The sequence below is a fragment of the Bowdeniella nasicola genome, from assembly GCF_001907295.1.
GTDB classification, from domain to species: domain Bacteria; phylum Actinomycetota; class Actinomycetes; order Actinomycetales; family Actinomycetaceae; genus Bowdeniella; species Bowdeniella nasicola.
In genome coordinates this window covers 1-820 of record NZ_MQVR01000180.1, presented here as the reverse complement: position 1 = coordinate 820, position 820 = coordinate 1, and the positions used below count along the sequence as shown (strand labels likewise).

1 pseudogene is annotated in these 820 nt (G+C 58.4%); it reads left to right on the top strand.

What is annotated here, in order from left to right:
• Positions 1-295: pseudogene (locus BSZ39_RS12945) on the top strand (hypothetical protein); the annotation flags it as partial.
• Between the last annotated feature and the right edge of the window lie 525 nt (positions 296-820).

Sequence of the window (820 nt, the reverse complement as noted above, 5' to 3'; positions counted from 1 at the left end):
GGTCACGAACTTCTGCAGGGTACTTACTCGGTGCAGGCATGTTCCTATCCTCTCGGTTAGATCAAACCCTCCACCACACCCGGGGCGATCCAGTGTTGTACCGATCGGTGGCGCGGCGCTCATACGGGTAAACGACCGGGAAGCTGAAGCTATTAGCGGGGGAGAGGACGCGCTCGATTCCCTCGAATGGGCGGTTAACGAGGTTCTCGGTGAAGTTCTCGAAGGAGCTGAGGTGCTCGTCGTTGCCGAAGAGCGCGCCCTCGTGACCGATGAGGACGAGCCGGGCTTTGAATGACCTACAACATCCGGCTTTTTGGGGTCACACGCGCAGGTGCTATAGCGGTGGGGGAGACCTACCTCCAGATCAATCGGTGTATGTCAGGTCCAGATGTTCGTCCCTCAGCATGTCGATTGACGAGTAGCGTGTCTTTCCACGCCCCACATCAAGTTCGGGGCCCCGAGATGGTTTCCTGCGTCGTAAACAAAAACCAGTGGCACACCGCAAAAGCTATGTGCCACTGATGTATGCACGTAGCGGTCCGGAAGAGGTCAGTGCAGCTTAGCCCAGGTTGTCAGTGCGGAGGGCTCCACGTGGCCCGGCTTCCAACGCCGGGACACCCGGGCGCCATCGTGCCGGCTTCTGGCTCAAGACCACTTGAACTCTGCCCCAAGACCATTTGAACGAAGGAACGGTACCATGACCACCTCGACGGAATTGCGCGAGATCAGTTGAGTCCCTCATAGTGGTGTAGCGGGGTGGTCGTGCTGGACAGCAGGGCGGTCACCGCGTGATCCTCGAGTTCATCTTCTACAACTCACT